14 protein-coding genes are annotated in these 16,658 nt (G+C 60.6%); 8 read left to right on the forward strand and 6 right to left on the reverse strand.

All coding sequences use genetic code 11. The features are described 5' to 3' along the window. The first annotated feature begins 7 nt into the window (after positions 1 to 7). The 6 genes from AC245Y_RS25435 to AC245Y_RS25460 all read left to right on the forward strand — a co-directional run bounded on the left by AC245Y_RS25435 (position 8) and on the right by AC245Y_RS25460 (position 5,382). The gene (locus AC245Y_RS25435) at positions 8 to 925 is read left to right on the forward strand and encodes a dihydrodipicolinate synthase family protein (protein WP_017996097.1); all 918 of its coding nucleotides are present in this window, start codon (positions 8 to 10) and stop codon (positions 923 to 925) included. An 8-nt stretch (positions 926 to 933) separates the two neighbouring features. Continuing rightward, positions 934 to 1,950, forward strand: coding sequence for an ABC transporter ATP-binding protein (locus tag AC245Y_RS25440; RefSeq protein ID WP_017996096.1), 1,017 nt, complete (start codon positions 934 to 936; stop codon positions 1,948 to 1,950). After that, complete coding sequence (locus AC245Y_RS25445) at positions 1,951 to 2,904, forward strand: ABC transporter ATP-binding protein (protein WP_017996095.1); 954 nt, start codon at positions 1,951 to 1,953, stop codon at positions 2,902 to 2,904. Positions 2,905 to 2,930: 26 nt separating this feature from the next. Continuing rightward, a complete protein-coding gene (locus AC245Y_RS25450) occupies positions 2,931 to 3,866 on the forward strand; it encodes a dihydrodipicolinate synthase family protein (protein ID WP_017996094.1) in 936 nt (311 codons plus the stop codon). Between the two features lie 290 nt (positions 3,867 to 4,156). Continuing rightward, positions 4,157 to 4,831: a L,D-transpeptidase gene (locus AC245Y_RS25455; protein WP_017996093.1), complete on the forward strand. Its 675-nt coding sequence runs from the start codon at positions 4,157 to 4,159 to the stop codon at positions 4,829 to 4,831. A gap of 14 nt (positions 4,832 to 4,845) precedes the next feature. Continuing rightward, positions 4,846 to 5,382: an OmpA family protein gene (locus tag AC245Y_RS25460; protein ID WP_026157575.1), complete on the forward strand. Its 537-nt coding sequence runs from the start codon at positions 4,846 to 4,848 to the stop codon at positions 5,380 to 5,382. Positions 5,383 to 5,475: 93 nt separating this feature from the next. Here AC245Y_RS25460 and AC245Y_RS25465 read toward each other — a convergent pair whose 3' ends face one another. Beyond that, the gene (locus AC245Y_RS25465; protein ID WP_017996091.1) at positions 5,476 to 7,938 is read right to left on the reverse strand and encodes a beta-glucosidase; all 2,463 of its coding nucleotides are present in this window, start codon (positions 7,936 to 7,938) and stop codon (positions 5,476 to 5,478) included. A 203-nt stretch (positions 7,939 to 8,141) separates the two neighbouring features. On the opposite strand from AC245Y_RS25465, the gene AC245Y_RS25470 reads away from it, so the two are divergent. Then, on the forward strand, positions 8,142 to 8,780 hold the full coding sequence (locus tag AC245Y_RS25470; protein WP_017996090.1) for a TetR/AcrR family transcriptional regulator: 639 nt from the start codon (positions 8,142 to 8,144) through the stop codon (positions 8,778 to 8,780). An 8-nt stretch (positions 8,781 to 8,788) separates the two neighbouring features. Here AC245Y_RS25470 and AC245Y_RS25475 read toward each other — a convergent pair whose 3' ends face one another. After that, complete coding sequence (locus AC245Y_RS25475) at positions 8,789 to 9,628, reverse strand: alpha/beta hydrolase (protein WP_017996089.1); 840 nt, start codon at positions 9,626 to 9,628, stop codon at positions 8,789 to 8,791. 124 nt (positions 9,629 to 9,752) lie between these two features. Between AC245Y_RS25475 and AC245Y_RS25480 the strand changes: the two genes are divergently transcribed. Next, complete coding sequence (locus AC245Y_RS25480; protein WP_017996088.1) at positions 9,753 to 10,670, forward strand: LysR family transcriptional regulator; 918 nt, start codon at positions 9,753 to 9,755, stop codon at positions 10,668 to 10,670. Positions 10,671 to 10,723: 53 nt separating this feature from the next. Here the strand turns inward: AC245Y_RS25480 and AC245Y_RS25485 are convergent, their stop codons facing one another. The 4 genes from AC245Y_RS25485 to AC245Y_RS25500 all read right to left on the reverse strand — a co-directional run bounded on the left by AC245Y_RS25485 (position 10,724) and on the right by AC245Y_RS25500 (position 16,512). Beyond that, positions 10,724 to 11,323 (reverse strand): RES family NAD+ phosphorylase, encoded by a 600-nt coding sequence (locus tag AC245Y_RS25485; RefSeq protein WP_017996087.1) that lies wholly within the window; start codon positions 11,321 to 11,323, stop codon positions 10,724 to 10,726. Further along, complete coding sequence (locus AC245Y_RS25490) at positions 11,320 to 12,042, reverse strand: antitoxin Xre/MbcA/ParS-like domain-containing protein (RefSeq protein WP_012755186.1); 723 nt, start codon at positions 12,040 to 12,042, stop codon at positions 11,320 to 11,322. Before AC245Y_RS25490 ends, AC245Y_RS25485 begins: the two co-directional genes overlap by 4 nt. 149 nt (positions 12,043 to 12,191) lie before the next feature. Then, a complete protein-coding gene (locus AC245Y_RS25495) occupies positions 12,192 to 15,218 on the reverse strand; it encodes an alpha-mannosidase (protein ID WP_017996086.1) in 3,027 nt (1,008 codons plus the stop codon). A 274-nt stretch (positions 15,219 to 15,492) separates the two neighbouring features. Next, the gene (locus AC245Y_RS25500; protein ID WP_012755188.1) at positions 15,493 to 16,512 is read right to left on the reverse strand and encodes a LacI family DNA-binding transcriptional regulator; all 1,020 of its coding nucleotides are present in this window, start codon (positions 16,510 to 16,512) and stop codon (positions 15,493 to 15,495) included. Between the last annotated feature and the right edge of the window lie 146 nt (positions 16,513 to 16,658).

Below are 16,658 nucleotides of genomic sequence, written 5' to 3' on the forward strand. Positions count from 1 at the left end.
AGCGAAAATGACCAAATTCAAGGGTGTCGTCCCTCCCGTCGTAACACCGCTCAATCCGGATCTCACCATCGACTACCCATCCTATACACGCGTGCTCGAGCATCTCATCGATGCCGGTTGTCATGGCGTATTCGTGCTCGGCTCGACGAGCGAGGTGATCTTCCATGACGAAAGGACCCGGCGGGAAATCATCGAGCATTCGGCCAAGGTGGTGAACGGCCGGGTGCCGCTGATCGTCGGCGTCATCGATCCGACCACGGATCGCGTCATCGCCCATGCGAAGGTCGCAAAGGCGGCCGGCGCCGATGCGGTCGTGGTGACGGCGCCATTCTATACGGTCACCAGCCAGTCAGAGATCCTCGATCACTTCCGTTATATCCGCGACGCGGTGGACATTCCGCTGATCGCCTACGACATTCCCGTCTGCGTTCACGTCAAGCTGCAACGCCAGACCGTGGTCACGCTCGCCAGGGAAGGCGCGATCATCGGCCTCAAGGATTCCAGCGGCGACGACGGCAATTTCCGCTACGCGCTCCTCGACCTTGCCGAACACAAGGACGTCTTCCTGATGACCGGCTCCGAGATCGTCGTCGACACCGCCCTGCTGATGGGTGCCCATGGTGTCGTTCCTGGCATCGCCAATGTCGATCCGCACGGCTATGTCCGGCTTTGGGATGCTGCCCAACGTGGCGACTGGATCGCCGCGAAGAGGGAACAGCAGCGTCTCTGCCGCTTGTTCGAAATCGTCTGGGTCGCGCAGGGTCGTGTCAGCGGCGGCGCAGCCGGCATCGGCGCCTTCAAGACCGCCATGCGCAGCCTCGGCATCATCGATTCCGCTGTCATGCCCCGGCCGCGTGCCTCTCTTAACGAAGCCGAAACGGCGCGGATCGACGAGATCCTGCGTGCAACCGGCCTGCTGAACTGAGCCAGTTGATGGAACAGACCGCCGAACCCGTACTCGACATCAGAGGATTGCGAACGATCTTCCGCATCCGCGGCGGCGAGATCACGGCGGTCAACAATATCGACCTGACCGTTGCCGCCGGCGAGACGCTTGCGCTCGTCGGCGAATCCGGCTCCGGCAAATCGGTCACCAGCCTGTCGGTCATGCGGCTGCTCACCCGCAACATCGGTTTGATCGCCGCAGGCAGCATCCGCCTTGCGACGAGCGACGGCGTCGTCCGCGATCTCGTCTCGCTCGATGAAGAGAGCATGCGCAGGATCAGGGGCGACGACATCGGCATGGTGTTCCAGGAGCCGATGTCGAGCCTCAATCCCGTCTTTACCATCGGCGACCAGATTGGCGAGCCGATCCGCATCCATCGCGGCGCCGACCGCAAGGCGGCGATGAACGCAGCCGTCGCGCTGCTTGAAAGCGTCGGCATACCGGACGCCCGGCGCCGTGCCGGCCAATATCCGCACGAACTGTCGGGCGGCATGCGCCAGCGCGCGACGATCGCCATGGCGCTCGCCTGCGATCCGGCGCTGCTGATCGCCGATGAGCCTACCACGGCGCTCGACGTGACGATCCAGGCGCAGATTCTCGACCTGCTCCTCAAGCTGCAGCGCGAGCGCGACATGGCCATGCTGTTCGTCACCCACAATCTCGGCGTCGTCGCCGAAATCGCCCATCGCGTGGCGGTGATGTATGCCGGCCGGATCGTCGAAGAAGGGCCGGTCGGCGAGGTCTTCCGCAATCCCAAGCATCCCTACACGATGGGCCTTCTCGCCTCCATGCCGCGCCTTGGCGATGCCGCACGAATGAAACAGGCCGGCGAAAAGCTCGCCGCCATTCCCGGCATGGTCCCGAGCCTGATGAACATGCCGAGCGGCTGCGCCTTTTCCCCGCGCTGCAAATTCGCGATCGATGCCTGTCGCGTGGCGGTTCCCGCGCTCGAACAGATCAATCCGCAGCACCGAAGCCGCTGCATCAGATGGCAGGAGATCTAGATGAGCGCACCGCTGCTTTCCGTCCGCGACCTTTCGAAACATTATACCTCCCGCGGCACGCGGCTGAACATTCTCGAGGGTATCTCCTTCGATATCGGCAAGGGTGAAGTCGTCGGGCTTGTCGGCGAATCCGGCAGCGGAAAGACCACGATCGGGCGTTCCGTCCTTCGCCTCGTCGAACCGTCGTCCGGCAGCGTCCGTTTCGACGGGACGGAACTCACAGCACTTTCCGCCTCCGCGCTAAGGCGGCAGCGGCCGCGCATGCAGTATATTTTCCAGGATCCCTTCGCCAGCCTGTCGCCGCGCATGACGATCGGCGAGATCCTGACGGAAGGCCTGAAGATCCAGGGGATCGGCACCGCCCGCGGCAGGCTCGAACGGGCGCAGTCGGCTTTGGTAAAGGTCGACCTGCCCGCCGATGCTATCAATCGATATGCCCATGAATTTTCCGGTGGCCAGCGCCAGCGCGTCGGGATTGCCCGTGCGTTGACCTTGTCGCCGGAATTCATCGTCGCCGACGAGCCGGTCTCGGCGCTCGACGTATCGATCCAGGCGCAAGTGATCAACCTGCTGCGCGACCTCCAGCAGCAGCTTGGCCTGACCATGCTGTTCATCTCGCATGACCTGGCCGTCGTCGAATATATCTGCGACCGGGTGATCGTGCTTTATCTCGGACGTATTATGGAAATCGCACCGAGTGCCGATCTCTATGCGAGACCGCAGCATCCCTATACGCGCGCGCTTCTGTCGGCGATTCCGTCGCCCGACCCGGATGCTCGCCGTAACAGGCAGATCCTGAAAGGCGATATTCCAAGTCCGGCCAATCCGCCGAGCGGATGTGTTTTTCGCACGCGCTGTCCGAGCGCCCTCGATGGCTGCGCCGGCGCCGTTCCGCAACTGCGGGAAATCGCTCCCGGTCACTTCAAGGCTTGCATCCGCGACGACCTCAACTGATCCGTCATCTATCGGAGAAACAAGAGATGAATGCTAAGACGCCGCGTCCCGCCATCGGTGGAAATTGGGCGAGCCTGCTTCTGCCGATCGCAGCCGATGACAGCATCGAATTCGACAAGCTCGGTGAAGAGATCGACATCCTCATCGATGCCGGCGTCGATGGTATTTACTCAAATGGTACGGCTGGCGAATTCCACAATCAGACGGAGGAGGAGTTCGACAGGATCCAGGCAATGCTGGCCGAACGCTGCAAGGTCTCCTCTATGCCGTTCGTCATCGGCGCCTGCCAGCCCGACCCGCTGATCATGCTCAATCGCGTCCGCCGCGCCGCCGCCCTCGATCCCCGCGCCATTCAGGTCATATTGCCGGACTGGTGGCCGCTCAACGATGCCGAGGCGGTCGACTTCCTAAAACGAGCGGCCGAGGCTGCCGACGGAATTCCGCTCATCCTCTACAACCCGCCGCATGCAAAACGCGTGCTGGCGCCAAGGGTGCTCGGCATGGTCTGCGCGGCAGTGCCTGAGGTGATCGGCATCAAGCTCGCCGATGGCGACGCCTCCTGGTATGCTGAGGCACGCCGGCATTTGTCCGGGCTGTGGCTCTTCGTCCCCGGCCATCATCTCGCAACCGGCACCAAGGAAGGTGTGGCAGCAGGCTCGTTTTCCAATGTCGCCTGCCTTAGTCCCCGCGGTGCTCAGACCTGGACGGTCTCGATGCGAAACGAGATCGACGCCGCACTCGATCTGGAGCGACGCATCTGCGCTTTTATGGACGCGCATATCGTCCCGTTTCGCCAAGAATTTGGCTATTCGAACGCCGCTCTCGACAAACTTTTAAGTGCGATCGGCAATTGGGGACCCGTGGGTACCCGGTTGCGGTTTCCCTATCGCTCGATAGACACGGCAGAAGCGGTCAGGTTGAGACGTATCGCACGCGCCGAACTCCCCGATCTCTTCCTCTGATTTTGCTCGGGCTGAGGGAATGAGCCCCGGCCCTCAACTGCACAACTCTAGTCCCGCGGCATCCTGACTTTTCTCGAGATCTGTGGTCGCCCCAACGGTCTATCCCTCAAATGATCTGTGGTTTAGCTGCGCCGCACATCCTCCGCGTGGAGTAGCGACCAGCGCAAATATGATCCAGAAGACCGACAACCCGATCTCGGTCTTTAAGAGCAGAAGAATTTTCTGTTGTGGCAAATGAAAAATCTGATTTACTGCGACTTCGCTGCTTGGCTTTAAGGGGGATATTGCCGATGCCGTGGACACGCAGAAATATTGTGCTTGGTGGATTGGCATTACTTGGCGCCGGTGCAGTCCGGAAACCGGTATTTGCCGCGGCGTCTTCCTTTTTCGACGGCACCACCGTCGACAACGGCGTGACGTTTCGAAGGACCAACTTCGCCAAGATCGACAAGAAGTGGCACCGCCAGGTCGTCAAATATTTCAGCAGCGAGCCGATCGGCACCGTCGTCGTCGATACGAGAAACCATTTTCTCTACGTGATCATGGAGAACAAGACGGCCATCCGCTACGGCGTCGGCGTCGGTCGCGAGGGCTTCAAATGGTTTGGCCGCGCCACGATCGACAGCAAATCGCTATGGCCGCGCTGGACGCCGCCGCCGGAGATGCGCAAGCGCCATCCCGAACTGCCCGAATTCGTGGCGGGAGGCTCACCGAAAAATCCACTCGGTCCCCGCGCCATGTACCTGCATCGCGACGGCGTCGACACCGGCTATCGCTTCCACGGCACGCTGGAGCCGTGGAGCATCGGCAAAGATGCCTCCAGCGGCTGTATCCGCATGTTCAACGAAGACGCCATCGATCTTTACCAGCGTTGCCCGATCGGCACCGCGGTGCAGGTTCTGCCGCATATTGCCGACCAGGCTGAAAGTGCCGCGCAGGTCAGCCAAACAACCACGGTCGAATAAGGAATATCAACTTGATGTCTGCTCCGACCGGATATGTGAGGCGCCTTGCCGCCGCAACCATGCTCTTGGCGCTCGCCGCCTGCAGCACCACCGATATCGCCTCCGTGGAAGAACCTGCTGCGGCGCCGATGACCGGCCAAACCAACGATCCAGCACCCGGTTTCGAGAACGTTGCGATGGGCAGTGAAGAGGATTTCATCCTTAATGTCGGCCGCCGGATCTACTTCAAGCAGGATTCCGCAACACTCGATTCCGTCGCCATGGCAACCCTGGATAACCAAGCCGCCTGGCTCAACAGGAACCCGTCCTGGCTGCTCAAGCTGCAGGGATTTGCCGATGATTCCGGCTCCGCAGCCAAAATGGAGACGCTGTCACAGAAGCGCGCCGATGCGGCGATGGCCTATCTCGTCTCGAAGGGCGTGGACGCCAGGCGCATGTGGGCCAAGGGCTACGGCAACGACCGCGAAGTCCGCGACTGCACCGAGCGCTCCTGCAAGGTCCAGAACAGGCGCGTCGTCACCAATCTCCGCACCCAGCCTGACGCGGCCTGATACAGCTCGAACCATTCAGCGCTTGGCGCAGACGCGCCAAGCGCTATCGGCCAGGCTCAGCTCGAATATGACATGGATCTCGCTAGCCTGCGTTTAATACGAAGGTGGCAGTGCATATTCGAGTAGTGACGGCAGATCGATGACGAACCTGATATCCGCGGCATTGGCGGCCACGACCAACTGATAGGCGCCCGGTTCGGCGCGAAAGGCACCGGCCTCGACGTCGTAATAAGCGAGGTCGCGCGGCATGATCTTCATTTCGGCTGTCCCTGTCTCACCGGGCAGGAGCGACAGCTTTGCGAAGGCGCGCAATTCCTTGTCCGGCCGCTCCACCTTGGACTTTGGCGAACGCACATAGAGCTGGACCAGTTCCGACCCGGCCCGGTCGCCGATATTGGTCAGATCGACGCTGACAGTCACGCCTTCGGCACCCATGTCGCCGGCCGAGAGCCGCGGCTCGCCCCAGCTGAAGCGCGTATAGCCAAGGCCGAAACCGAAGGGGAAGAGCGGCTCGACAGCGCGTGTATCGTGGTGACGGTAGCCGACGAAGACGCCTTCGTCGTAACGCACATGCCCATCCTTACCCGGATAGACGGCTGGATCGCCCGTCATGGCGGAATTGTCGGCAAGCGCCTTCGGGAATGTCTGCGGCAGGCGTCCGCCGGGCTCGACTTCGCCGAAGAGGACATCGGCGACGGCGTTGCCCAGCTCCTGCCCGGGATACCAGATCTGCAGCACGGTGCGCACCTTGCCGAGCCAGGGCATTTCCACGGGGCCGCCGGTCTGCAGCACGACCACGGTGTTGGCGTTGACGGCCGCAACCCGCTCGATCAGCTCTTCCTGCCGGCCCGGAAGCCGCATGTCGGGCAGGTCCAAGCCCTCGGTATCCCATTCGCCGTCGCGGCCGACGAAGAGAAGCGCCACATCGGCATTTAGCGCCATCTCGACGGCTTCCTGCATATCGGCCTCACCCAAGGGCTTTTCGACGCCGAAGCGAATGGCCGTGAGGTTGATCCCCTCCCCGGTCGCCACCGGCGTGTCATATTCGACGGTGACGGTATGGGCCTGGCCCGCATCGAGCGCCACCGTGCCGCGCTGTTCGTCATTGGCCGTGCCGAAATAGTTCTCGCCGCGCGTCCAGCCGTCATGGCCGTCGACCGTGAGCCTGCCATCGACGAAGAGCCGCGCCAGTCCGGCATTGGTCATGCCGAAGACATGATCGCCGCTCTCTTCCGGTACGAATTGCATCGTCATCCGCGCCGAGAAATCGGTGGGGTCGAGTTCCCCTGACGGCAGCTCGAACCAGAAGAACTCGCCCTTGTCGACGGTCTCGACATGAACAGGATTGCCCCGGCAACCACGCCCCTTGAAATATTCGACGGTGATCTTTCCCTTGGCCACCTCGATCAGACGGTTGTGGCGGCAGCCGACGGCGTGGCTGACGCTGTTGGCATTGGAAAGGGCCGCTCGAATCCCTTCGAGCGGGCTGACCGTATAATGCGCCGCGATCTGCGCGCTGCCGCCGCCCATCACACGGGCGCTTGCGGCGTTGGGTCCGATGACGGCGATCCGGTCGAGCGACGTCTTGGCAAGCGGCAGGATGCCATCGTTCTTCAAAAGGACTGCGCCTTCCGCGCCGAGACGCCGGATCAGCACCCGGTCTTCCGGCAGGTCGACTGCCTGCTCCGTGAGATCGGGCGTCTTCTCGAACGCGCCGACCCGCTCGAGCAGAAGCAGGATCCGTCGGGCCGCCGCCCGCACGGTCGCCGCTTCAACCCTGGCTTCGCGCACGGCGGCAACCAGCTTCTCGCCACGATCGCGCGCCGGACCAGGCATTTCGAGATCAAGACCGGCATTGATCGTCTCGGCCGTCGAATGCGAACCGAACCAGTCGGACATGACGATCCCGTCGAATCCCCATTCCTCCCGCAGCACCTTGGTCAGCAGCCACGCATGCTCGCTGGTATAGGTGCCGTTGAGGCGGTTATAGGAAGACATGACGGCCATTACGCCGGCGCGCCTGACAGCCTGTTCGAAGGGCGGAAAGTAGATTTCGCGCATCGTCCGCTCGTCGATATCGGAAGACATGGTCTGCCGCTCGATCTCGGATTCGTTGCCGGCGAAGTGCTTGATCGTCGCTGCGATCCCCTGGCTCTGCACGCCCTTGATATAGGCAACGGCCAGTTCCGCGGTCAGCATCGGATCCTCGGAATAACATTCGAAATTTCGCCCGTTCAGGCCGGAACGATGGATATTCACCGTGGGTGCGAGCAACACGGCGGCACCCTTGCTCTTCGCCTGGTGGGCAAGCGCCACGCCCATGCGCTCGACGAGATCGGGATTCCAGGTGGCGCCGAGCGCGATGGCGACAGGAAAGCAGGTCGCCTTGACGCCGCCGACCAGCGAGCCCGCGCCGCGAGCCCCATTCGGCCCGTCCGTCACCTTGATCTTCGGCACATCAAGGCGCTCGACGGGAACAGTCGTCCAGAAATCGGCGCCAGACAGCAGCGAAACCTGCTCCTCGAGCGTCATCTTGTCGAGAATGGAATCGATCATGCAAACCTCCCCTTCAATGGAATTCGGGCATTGCGACGTGCTGACTAAGCATGCCCGGTGCCAATTCTTCCGGCGGCGACGCCGACTTCTCCACGCCCCAGGCAGTTCTTAAACTTACCGATTACTCGGTATTTTTAAGATGTCAACTGCCGAGCCGTAATGTATGGATGGAGGGCGGGGAAAAGAGGCAGACGGAAAAGACGATGGCAGAGGTTTCCGAATCGAAGGCCGGACAGGACGAAAAGCGACGGCGCCGATCCCGCAAGGGCGAAGCGCGCCGCGCGGAGATCCTGTCGGCTGCGATGCGACGCTTTGCCGAAGACGGCTACCAGAATGCCGCCATCGGCGATGTCGCCCGCGACGTCGGCCTGTCGCTGCCCGGCCTGCTGCACCATTTTCCGACCAAGGTTGATCTCCTGCTTGCCATTCTGGACAAGCGCGATCTCGAAAGCGAAAGCTTCATCGGCCCCTATCGCTCCGATCTCCGCGGCCTGCTCAAGGGCATGGTCGGGGTCTTCCGCCGCAACGCCGAAATGATCGAGGTCATCAGGACCTTCGCCATCCTGAATGCCGAGAGCCTGATGAAGGATCACCCGGCCAAGGCATGGTTTCTCAATCGCGTCACGGAGCTACAGGACGACATCGCTGCGACCTTCGAACGGGCCGTCGCCGATGGCTCGATAGACGGCAAGATCGATGGCAGGGCAATGGCGGCCGAGTTGATCGCGGTGATGGACGGCCTTCAGATGCTCTGGCTGCGCGATCCCACACGCTTCGATATGGTCGGCGGACTGGAAGCCTATATCAGCCGCCTGCTGGCGAGCCTTGGGTTAGAGGACTGAGCCTTGGCTTACTGCCTTCCATCAAAGCGTGCCAACCAGACCATAATGCGGCTTACAGCTTCGTAATACCTCTGCCCGACAAGCAGACCCGTATGTGTGGTACCCTGGAGACCTAGATACTCGCTACCGATGTGGCGTGCTGTCGCCAGGCCTCGATGATCATCGGATTCGTCGTTGACGGCGCAAATGACGAGGCTGGGACAGGTGATCTTCTCACCTTCGATGGAAATCCCTCCCCCGAAATGAAAGGAGAATGCGCTGAATGCCTTTGCAGATTCCATGGACAGGTACTTCCGCTGGAATTCAATATCCTCGAATGTTTCATCGGTACTGATTTGCTCGTCACGCACGGGAGCAGGCACGACGAGGCCGGACATTCGCAACGCGAGATCGCGATAGGGCGCCTCCGCATGCACTTGCCTGCAAATGCTGGTATCGATCAGCACCAGCCCGGCTATCTTCACGCTTTCCGCCAGTTTCTGGCTCAGGATTCCTCCCATGCTGAAAGCGATCACGATGGGAGGAGTTCCACATTCTTCGACGATTTCGGAGATCACCAGCCGGATGTCTTCCAGGTAATCTTCAAACAGGATTTTTGTGAAATCCATCGACCTGCTTTTGTAGTGGCCTCGCAGGTTGACGCAATAAGAATTCCATCCAGCCGATGTGAAATGAGAAATGTATTTGCTCCACATCCAGCTCCCGGTAAATGCGCCGTGAACAAAGAGCAACGGCGGCCGAGCGGACTGCCCTGGATCGCTGTGCCCATGAAATATTTCCAGAAATAGGTCATTCTCTCCGACGTATTTTTCCGTGTGCTCGGGTCGTTCTTTTGCATAGTCCCGCATACCGCTCACTCCTTTGATATTGGCTGGCCGCGCATCGAGACAAAGGATATTTCCTACGCAATATTGCTCAACGGCGGCTCATGGATGTACATAAAGGACAAAATATCTTCAATCGGGTGTTGATGTGGACAGTCTCGCAAGCGTTATCGCCTTCGTCCACGCCGTCGAACAGCAGAGCTATGTCGCAGCCGCCAGGGTTGGCGGAGTTTCGCCTTCCGCGATCGGAAAGGCTGTGGCGCGGCTCGAAAGCCGGCTGGGCGTGCGGCTCTTCAACCGGACGACGCGCAGTATCAGCCTGACCGAGGAAGGAGCGGTCCTCTACGAGCGCTACAAACGCATCATCGATGACATGGACGACGCAGAGGCCACAATCTCACGAAGCCGGGAGCGCCCAAGGGGGCGCCTTCGCGTCAGCGTACCGCATATTGTCGGGCATCACCTTCTCATGCCGATCCTGCCCGTTTTTGCCGAGCAGTTTCCGGAGATCGAACTGGACATCGATTTCGAAGACAAGGTCATCGACCTGGTCGCAGAGGGCCTGGATGTTGTCGTGCGAAGCGGTGAGCTTGCCGATGCACGATTGATTGCCCGCCATCTCGGCGATCAGCATTTCGTCGTTTGTGGAAGTCCCGATTATCTCAAGCGCCATGGGCGACCGGAGACCCCGGATGACCTCTCCCAGCATGCTTGCATTCACTTCAAATACCCATCCAGCGGTCGTGTCGCGCCGTGGGCATTCCGCCGGCCATGTGAGCGGTTGCCTTTGCCGAGAGGCCTTACATTGAACAACACGGATGCAGGTCTGCGGGCAGCACGGGACGGTTTGGGCCTCGCGCATCTGCCTGTCTACGTCGCAGAGCCCCATATGCGAACCGGGAGTTTGGTCCCCGTCCTGACCTCCTTCATGGTGCCGTACGGCTCGCTCTCGCTCGTCTGGCCCTCCAATCGTCAGCTTTCACCAAAAGTCCGGGTTTTCGTGGACTTTGTAGTTGCGAACTTTGCCGCCCGACCCGACGCTTTTCGACCGGCGTCAAGTTTGTAGCGATGATCGAAATCGGCCGAACGCCGAGGCACGACAGCGCCGCACGTCTTTTCTCACCGATTGGACATCATTCCCCTATCTATGACCGTGAGGTGCAAGGCATCGAGTATGGGGCCGAGCGCGGACAAGCGGATGAGATCCCATGCGGGGCTGTCGGCCTCAATGCTGGCCGTAGCGCGATCATAGACGGCAACGCACTGCTTGTTGGTGATCCGGGACATGTAGAGAATGCCGTCGACATTGGTGCGATCGTAGATTTCCTGACTGAGCCGGCGTCCGCTGGCCTGTGCCCTGGCTCGAACGGCATCTGTCGAGACCCCGAGCAGGTTTGCGCCTTCGTAGCGCAGGTCGAGCAGGAAAAGCGGCTTGGGGTTTCGAATAACGGCGATCGAATAGCGGTCGAACTCTTCCCGCAGTATCAATCGCTCGGCCTTGCCTTGAAACCGGTCACGAACGATCGTCTCCGCGATCGCCGTCGCGGGATCCTGAGCGAGATAGAGCAACCGGAACTTATCCCTCGGGCTCGAAAACCGCGTCTTGCCGAAGCCCATACCGAGAGGCGTCGCGGCGTGAGCGCGCGAGATGATTCTGACATAGTCGGTGACGTCGGCGCGAACGGCGAGGCGCTGCAGGACGGCCTTGTCGAGCGTCATTGCGCGGCGAAATAGGTCTGGGCCGCATCGACGACCTCATCCGCATGATCCTGTTTCAAGAGGTTTATGGGCCGGCGCCCGCCCAGCATGGGATTCGGCTGGCTGAGCCACAGCCATGCCACCCGCTGATTGGAAACGAGAGCGGCAATCGTTCCTATGCCCTTCGCTGGACGCCCGTCGATGAATTGTTCGATCGGATAGACGTGCTTCCTCGTTCCTTTCAGCAGCGCGATAACCTCGCCGGCATGCTGCCAGCGATTGAGGGTGGAGCGCGCAATTCCGAATTCGCGCTGGAGTTCGTTTGCGCCGGCAACCGGCCCCGCCCAATCCTCGAGCTTGCGGGCAACCGCAAGCTCGCCCAGCAGTCGCTCGCCTTCCTCCGCCGTGGCGATCTTCCCAAGCCCTTCGCCCCTGGAGGGTTCCACGGCCTTCGGAATTTCAAGCGCGATCTTGCCGCCATCAGGTGCATCGCTGAAGGTCTCCACCAGACCACGAATGCGGCGGGCAAGTTCGCCCTGTCGCTTGCTGAGTTCGCGTCGTACGCTAACGGGAAGATCGACAATGGCCGCCGCCGCCGCTCCCGCAATTCTGGCGGACAGGGCAACCGAGCCGGACTCGAATGTAGCGTCGGCTTTCAGCACATCGGCGACTTTGGCGGCAACACGATCGGCGACCTGCGCCTGACGAGCACGATCCAGCTGCACATGGGAACCAGCCATTAAACTATCTCCGTTCTTACAGGAGCTGATATAGTCTCAAATGACCCATTTGTCCAGATTGTCCCACCAAGCGGGTTTTGCTCTATGGTGAGACCCGCAACGCCTCCCGGCATCGAAGCGGTGAGGCGGGATCTCCCGGGAAAGGAAGATCAGCCATTCTGCAGCTTCCAGGTCCTGACTTCGAACGGCATGATGTCGGCAGGTCCCTTCCGCTCCATCGGCTCTTCGAGAATGTTCAGCGGCTGCGATGCCTTCCATCCGGAAGGCAGGTCGAGGGCGAGGCTGCCGCGCCGGCCGGCCGGTTCGTAAAGGCGCAGGATAAGCCCATCGCCCTCTTCCGCCGGCTTCAGGCCTGAGAAAGCGACGGGGATGCCGGTGATCGCAAGCGGCGCGAAAGTGCCGGCGGAGAGGCCGCTCGCTTCAGCCGCGACGAGCGGTTGGTTGAGATCGATCGCCTCGTCGAGGACGCCGCCTTCATGCCAGGCGCCCTCATGCGGCATCAGCGCATAGGTGAAGCTCTGCTCGCCTTCGTCGGCCAGCGGATCCGGATAGATCGGCCCGCGCACGAGGCTCATGCCGATCACGTTGCCGCGGGCGCTATGGCCGTATTTAGCATTGTTGAGCAGCGCGACCCCGAAGTCCGGTTCGCTGATATCGACGAAGCGGTGCGCGACGGCCTCGAACATCGCCTGCTCCCAGGACGTATTCGTGTGCGTTGCCCTCTCGACGATGCCGAAGGCGCATTCGAAGGTCGCCTTGCGGGCCTGCGCGGCAACCGGGTTCAGGGTTCGCAGCAGGGTGCGGCGGTCATGCCAGTCGATCGTCGTTTCGATGTCGAGCCGCCTGGCGTTGGCCGTCAGCACATAGGTCTGCGTGACGCTCGAATTCCGGTAGCGGTAAACGACGCGGATCGCCGCGCGGTGCGGCCCTTCTTCCACGAGGGTGATACTGTCAGGCGCATCGAGGCGGACGGCCTTTTCGGCATAATCCGCATCGATGTCCCAGGCGTCCCAGTTGCGCGGCTTGTCGGCCGGATAGACCCAGAGCTGGTTTGCCGAGCCGTCGACCGCTTCCCGGCCCGTGGCCTTGTGAAGGAGGCTCGAAACCGCCCCGTCCTTGCCGATGGAGACCGAGAGGTACTCGTTTTCCAGACGGTCGGGGCCAGCTTTCAGTGCGCCTGCCGGCTTGAGCGGGCCCTTGTCGAAGACCGCGACGGATAAGGGGGCAACGAGATCGGCGGCCGCAATGACCGTGCCGTCGGCGAGCGTTGCGCTAAGCGGTCTGGCCGCAAGAGACGGATTGACGACGACGAGGGCATCGCCAACCCCGCCCTTCGGCAGCTTGGCCGACAGCGCCTGCAATCCCCCCGCCTGTTCGGCCTTGGCATGTTCAATGACGCCGTCCAGTTCCTGCTCTGCATCCTGATAAACTTCGCGGATGCTCGAGCCCGGCAGAATGTCGTGGAATTCGTTCTTCAGCACGACGCGCCAATCCGCTTCGAGGCTTTTCGGCCTGCCTGCTCCGAGCATATGCGACAGCGAAGCGATAGTTTCGGCGGTGATCAGCGCCCGTTCGGCCTGGCGATGCTTGCGCTTGACGCCGCTTTGCGACGTAAGCGTCGCACGATGCAGTTCGAGATAGATTTCGCCATCCCACACCGGAAGGTTCTTTTCGCCTGCGGTGCGGTGCGCCCGTTCGTAATAGCTCTTGACGGTGCCCCAGCGTGCCTGCGGGATAGCCGGGAAATCGCGTAGCTGCACCTCGCGCTCGACCATCTCGGGCGTGACGCCGCCGCCGCCGTCGCCATAACCGACGGCCAGCAGCGAGGTATCGTGCTGCGTCTTGCCGCGGAAATTCTTCCATGTCGGCACGTAGCAATCGGGTTGCACGAAACCGTTATAACCCTGCATCGGATTGTCGAACGTATGGGTCAGCACCCGGCTGCCGTCGAGGCCCTTCCACCAGAAGAGATCGGATGGAATATGATTGGTCTCGCTCCAGTTGACCTTGATCGTGAAGAAGCTGTCGATGCCGCCCTGCCTCAAGATTTGCGGCAGCGCGCCTGAAAAGCCGAAGCAGTCCGGCAGCCAGCAGACAGTATGGCGTGTGCCGAAGGTCTTTTCGAAATAACGCTGGCCATAGAGAACCTGACGGGCGAGGCTTTCGCCGGTCGGCATGTTCGTGTCGGGCTCCACCCACATGCCGCCGACGGTTTCCCACTTTCCGTCCGCGACTTTCTGCTTGATGCGCTCGAGAAGCTCGGGGTCTTCCTCTTCCATCTGCGCGTAATAATGAGCGGTCGATTGATTGAAGCGGAAATCGTCGGAGCGCTCCATCAGCGACAGCGCCGTATTGAAGGTGCGCCGCATTTTCCGCCGCGTCTCGCGATAAGGCCAAAGCCAGGCGAGATCGATATGCGCATGGCCCGTCAGCAACAGTTCTCCGTTCGGCGGGAAACGCTTCTGCAACTCCTTCAACCGCGCCGTCAGAGCCTCGAAGGCCGTGGCTGCCGAGCCGCTCTGCTCGTCCGTGAGGCCTGCCGGATTAACCTCAAGCTCCGGCAGTTCCCAGATCTTCTGCTGCATGACGGCGCCGGATGTGCGGGATATATAGGCCGCCGTATCCGACGGCCAGTCGAGGCTGCGCAACGCATGCTCGGCGGCATCCATCAGATGCGGCACGACTTCATGCTCGCCGAGCACCTCGATTGCCTCGGCAACCTGCTTCAGCAGAAGATGCATGCGATGAGCGGGACCATCGAGCCAGATAAATCGGGCCTTGTTGAGCCGTGGAGCGCGATTGGGCTCGCCGAATGGAAACCGGGCGACGGTTTCGGTTGCGATCGAAAAGCGGCGGCCCTTTACCGGGAATTCCTGATGATAAGGATCGAGACCGAATGTTTCGGTCTCGCCGTCGGGGTAGCTCAGCGTAATCAGGCTCTCGCCACCAAGATCGAGTTGCAGGCGAATATCCTCGAGAGGCCACGCCTCCGGCGCTTCAGCGATCACGGCAAAATGCACCACCCCCTGGCGGTGCGGCCAATCCTGGTGATGTTCGATCGGCTCGCCCTCGAAAGTCCAGCCGTCGATCGCAGCACTTTGTCGATCCCGCCAATGAGCCAATTCGGCAATGCGAACTTTAAGACGATCGAGGCGCTGGGCAATGGTCAGAGGCATGGCTTATCCTGTTGAAAATCGACGGCTGACAATCTTATCGTCATGCTTTTGGGGTCGTGGTCATGGTTATGGGGGAGATGAAGATGGCGCGACCGACATCGCGATTGCCCGGCCCCTCCTCCAAGCAGGCTTGCAGAGTCTTAGATTAAGTAACTTTGATTTGGCGTCAAGCCCGGAAGAAGCGAACCGCACCCGGTTTACGGTTGTCACCGTCACGCCATGTCTTTGCAAAAGCTTGCTTGCTCGACCAGAAGCTCTTGTGCATGAGGTCAGATTACAGGGAGGACACCGAAAGTCGCTCCACCAAATTGCAGGACATAACTCGACTGCTCGGGCAAGCTTCGCTTCCCGCCACCACGCTATTCAACAATTCCGCCCCTTGCAGACCGAGATCATAGTACGGCAAAGCGGCAGTGGTCAGCTCCGGCCTCAGCGCCAGGGAAACCGTCCGGAAATCGTCAAAGCCGACAATACTGACGTCCTCGGGAATCCGAAGACCCAATGCCATGGCTGCGATGTAGATTTGGATCGCCATTTCGTCGTTGCCGCTCATGATTGCGGTCGGTCGATCCCTTTGTTGAAGCATCTCGGTGGCGGCAGCAAAAACGTAATTCTTCTCTGCTCCTACCGGTCCTTCCATGCCTAGACGGATACTTAGGTCACTCTCCGAAAGGCCAAAGTCTCCGGTGGTCTTGCGGAAAGCATCGAGGCGCAGTTCCGCCCCCAATAAAATGGGATTGAGCCGGATATAGCCGATCTTTCGATGACCCCGCTCAAGCAGATAGCGGGTAAGATCTCGCGCACCCTGATAGTCATCGGGTTCGATCGACGGCAACAGCTCGCTCGTTTTTGGTCGGCAGTTGATCATGACTGTGGGGATGCCGACGTCGCCGATTTCGGGGTCAACGATGCGGTGGTACATCGTTACGTAGAGAACACCGTCAATGCGGTGCGATTGGAACATTTTCCAAATTTTAGTTTCCTGTTCGGACGCACCGCCGGTGTTTGCCATCAGAATGGTCTTGCCGTTGGCATTGGCCCAATCCTGGATCCCGCGAACGATATCCACGGAATAAGGCGTCGTCGACACGTAGTCAGCGATGATACCAAATGTGTTGGAGCGACTTGAGCGTATTTGGCGCGCGGCCATATTGGGCACATATCCGAGGTCTCGAATTGCCCTTTCGACCCTCTCCCTGGTTTCCTCGGTCACATATGGTTCGCCGTTAATGACGCGAGACACAGTTTTGTTGGAAACTCCCGCCACTTTCGCGACGCTGATTATGCTGACCATGTACGCCAATCTCCTTGCCGGATTCGTTTTAAACCAGACGCATGACAACGTCGACATATTTTTATGACAACGTCGTCATTCTGTATTGACAACGTCGTCATACGAAGACTACTTTCGCAGCAAGAAGGAGGGCTCAGTGCAAGTGC

The sequence above is a fragment of the Rhizobium sp. SRDI943 genome, from assembly GCF_057653695.1.

Excerpts from the sequence above, each read along its gene's own strand:
- AC245Y_RS25445 (WP_017996095.1), top strand. The coding sequence starts at position 1,951 with ATGAGCGCACCGCTGCTTTCCGTCCGCGACCTTTCGAAACATTATACC.
- AC245Y_RS25435 (WP_017996097.1), top strand. The coding sequence starts at position 8 with ATGACCAAATTCAAGGGTGTCGTCCCTCCCGTCGTAACACCGCTCAAT.
- AC245Y_RS25440 (WP_017996096.1), top strand. The coding sequence starts at position 934 with ATGGAACAGACCGCCGAACCCGTACTCGACATCAGAGGATTGCGAACG.
- AC245Y_RS25495 (WP_017996086.1), bottom strand. The coding sequence starts at position 15,218 with ATGCCTCTGACCATTGCCCAGCGCCTCGATCGTCTTAAAGTTCGCATT.
- AC245Y_RS25465 (WP_017996091.1), bottom strand. The coding sequence starts at position 7,938 with ATGATCGATTCCATTCTCGACAAGATGACGCTCGAGGAGCAGGTTTCG.
- AC245Y_RS25475 (WP_017996089.1), bottom strand. The coding sequence starts at position 9,628 with ATGCGGGACTATGCAAAAGAACGACCCGAGCACACGGAAAAATACGTC.
- AC245Y_RS25490 (WP_012755186.1), bottom strand. The coding sequence starts at position 12,042 with ATGGCTGGTTCCCATGTGCAGCTGGATCGTGCTCGTCAGGCGCAGGTC.
- AC245Y_RS25460 (WP_026157575.1), top strand. The coding sequence starts at position 4,846 with ATGTCTGCTCCGACCGGATATGTGAGGCGCCTTGCCGCCGCAACCATG.
- AC245Y_RS25470 (WP_017996090.1), top strand. The coding sequence starts at position 8,142 with ATGGCAGAGGTTTCCGAATCGAAGGCCGGACAGGACGAAAAGCGACGG.
- AC245Y_RS25485 (WP_017996087.1), bottom strand. The coding sequence starts at position 11,323 with ATGACGCTCGACAAGGCCGTCCTGCAGCGCCTCGCCGTTCGCGCCGAC.
- AC245Y_RS25500 (WP_012755188.1), bottom strand. The coding sequence starts at position 16,512 with ATGGTCAGCATAATCAGCGTCGCGAAAGTGGCGGGAGTTTCCAACAAA.
- AC245Y_RS25455 (WP_017996093.1), top strand. The coding sequence starts at position 4,157 with ATGCCGTGGACACGCAGAAATATTGTGCTTGGTGGATTGGCATTACTT.
- AC245Y_RS25450 (WP_017996094.1), top strand. The coding sequence starts at position 2,931 with ATGAATGCTAAGACGCCGCGTCCCGCCATCGGTGGAAATTGGGCGAGC.